The 2788-nt window shown below is 39.9% G+C and carries 2 protein-coding genes and 1 riboswitch; both genes read left to right on the top strand.

Going from position 1 to position 2788, the window contains the following annotated elements:
- Nucleotides 1-202: 202 nt before the first annotated feature.
- A riboswitch (SAM riboswitch) is annotated at nucleotides 203-312 on the top strand.
- A gap of 166 nt (nucleotides 313-478) precedes the next feature.
- The gene (locus ABI367_RS14325) at nucleotides 479-1534 is read left to right on the top strand and encodes a homoserine O-acetyltransferase family protein (protein WP_462230415.1); all 1056 of its coding nucleotides are present in this window, start codon (nucleotides 479-481) and stop codon (nucleotides 1532-1534) included.
- The gene (locus ABI367_RS14320) at nucleotides 1534-2739 is read left to right on the top strand and encodes a homoserine dehydrogenase (RefSeq protein ID WP_462230413.1); all 1206 of its coding nucleotides are present in this window, start codon (nucleotides 1534-1536) and stop codon (nucleotides 2737-2739) included. The genes ABI367_RS14325 and ABI367_RS14320 overlap by 1 nt, the downstream gene beginning before the upstream one ends.
- Nucleotides 2740-2788 lie beyond the last annotated feature (49 nt).

Here is a 2788-nt window from a genome sequence, read left to right as displayed (position 1 = left end):
ACAAAGTGCGTTGTAAAAGAATATTTTCATTGTTGTAGTGTGTACTATTATAGGTTACTACAAATGTATAAGTAGTTTTCTTTTAACCGCATAAAATTGGCCCGCTAAATTAAATTTTTGTGTTTTTAATAATAAGCAACTATATTTGAACCATCATTTGGTAGCAGTACCAATAATCAAACTTCCGCACTTAGCGTATTTTGATTTATAAAGAAGCGGCGAGAGATCAGGCTCAAATACCCGCTGGCAACCCTTCAATTTTGAAGAAGGTGCCAATTCCTGGCCCGGTAAATATCCCGGGAAATATAGATTAATAAATATGAAAAAATTAACAAACACCCATCAGCAAAACTATGGTTTGGCCTCAAAAGGCTTAACAATTATGTTCAACAATATTATTTGTTGCTGCATTTGATGCGTATTGGTTTTACACCACTACCCTATTAACCCATAGTTTTATCTATCCAACTTTAAGCTAATGACTACACAAGTATATAAATATTCACAACCTTTTGAACTGGAATCGGGCTATACCTTTCCCGAACTGGAGATCGGTTTTCATACTTACGGCCGCCTCAATAAAAACCGCGACAATGTGGTTTGGGTATGCCACGCACTTACTGCCAACTCGGATGTATTGGATTGGTGGAAAGGCCTTTTTGGCGGAAAAGATTATTTTAATACCGATGATTATTTTATAGTTTGTGCCAATGTATTAGGCTCGGCCTATGGCACTACCAGCCCATTGAGTATTAACCCTACAACCGGGCAGCCTTATTACTTATCATTCCCTAATATATCAATCAGGGATATGGTTAAAGCACACCAATTATTGGCTAAACACCTTAACATTGATAGCGTTGAAGTGTTAATTGGCGGCTCGTTGGGTGGTGCGCAAGCTATGGAGTGGACCATAATGGATGCTGACTTTATAAAAAATGTTATTCTTATAGCTACCAACGCGCGTCAATCTGCCTGGGGTGTTGCTTTTAATGAGTCGCAACGTTTGGCTATTACTGCCGACCGTACATTTTATGCCGGCACGCCTGATGGTGGCGCTAAGGGTTTGAAGGCCGCACGCAGCATAGCCCTGTTATCGTACCGTGGTTATAAAACCTATCACATCAGTCAGCAGGAAGATAATGACAGTATAACTGATAACTTTCGTGCGGCAAGCTACCAATGCTACCAGGGCGATAAGCTGGTTAACCGCTTTAATGCCTATAGTTACTGGCACCTGAGCAAAAGTATGGACTCGCATAACGTGGGACGCAACCGCAATGGTGTGGAAAAGGCCCTGGGTTTAATAAAAGCGCGTACACTGGTTATCGGTATAAAATCTGATCTATTGTTCCCTATTGAGGAACAGCAATACTTGTTCAGGCATATCCCTAAATCTTCATTCGCCGAGTTTGATTCATTTTATGGGCACGATGGTTTTTTAATTGAGACGGAAGCATTAACTAACATAATCACTTCATTTTTAAAAACGGATGTTAAAGGAAAAATCATCCAATTACAACAAATAGCCTGATGAGTAAAAAATTAAATATTGGCCTGTTTGGCTTCGGTGTGGTTGGCCAGGGGTTGTATGATATTATCAGAACCAAGCACCTTAACCTCGAAATAGTAAAGATCGCCATAAAAAATCCGGATAAAGAGCGTAGTCTGCCCGCAGAGTTATTTACTACCGATAAGGACGAACTATTAAATAATCCCGAAATTAATACCATTGTTGAACTAATTAATGATACCGAAGCGGCCTTCGAGATCGTATCAAGAGCGTTAAGTTCAGGTAAAAATGTGGTGTCGGCCAGCAAAAAAATGATAGCCCTGCATTTGGAGGAGTTAATTGAACTGCAGCATAAGCACGGCACTTCCTTATTGTATGAAGGTGCGGTATGTGGCAGTATTCCTATTATCCGTAACCTGGAGGAGTATTATGATAATGAGTTGCTACACTCTATAAGCGGAATATTTAATGGATCATCCAACTATATTCTATCTAAGGGATATATTGAGAACATGAGCTATGATGCTGCGCTAAAACTGGCGCAGGACCTCGGCTTTGCTGAAACAGACCCTATTAGTGATGTTGGCGGTTATGATTCGAAATTTAAGCTGATCATTGCTTGTGCCCACGCTTATGGCGTTATTGTTGATCCGGATGAGGTATTAAACATTGGTATACAAAATTTGGCACCGTTTGATCTTCAATATACCAAAGAAAAAAACCTGAAGGTAAAGTTAGTACCTGTTGCCAAAGAATTGGACGAGGGTCATGTAACCCTATTTGTATTGCCCAAGCTTGTAACCGAAGCGGAGTTTTTATACAATGTAGAATACGAATATAACGGTGTAATTGTACAGGCAGCTTTTGCCGATCAGCAATTCTTTTTTGGTAAAGGTGCCGGGGGCCATCCTACCGGCTCGGCAGTATTGTCAGACATCGCGGCTTTGCGATATGATTATCAATATGAGTATAAAAAAGCCCGAGAGAGCAAAGGATTAAACTTCACCAATAATGTAGAGCTTAACGTTTACCTGCGCTATACCGATGAAAGCCTGGTAGAAGCCCTTAACTTTATACATATACAGGAACGATATTATTCAGGCACCTCAAAGTTTGTTATAGGCCGGGTTAATTTGCAAAGCATTATCGCGCAGCAAGATAACATAAACAAACAAAAAGCCTTTATTGCTTTAACCGGGCAGTTGGCCGATGTTACGCTTAGTTAACCTAATTTGTTTGAACAGGATAATATTGTACTATCTTTTTTGTTAGTTT

Origin of the sequence: Mucilaginibacter sp. (assembly GCF_039935595.1) — a bacterium.
GTDB lineage: Bacteria > Bacteroidota > Bacteroidia > Sphingobacteriales > Sphingobacteriaceae > Mucilaginibacter.
This window is presented reverse-complemented; position numbering and strand designations above follow the sequence as displayed.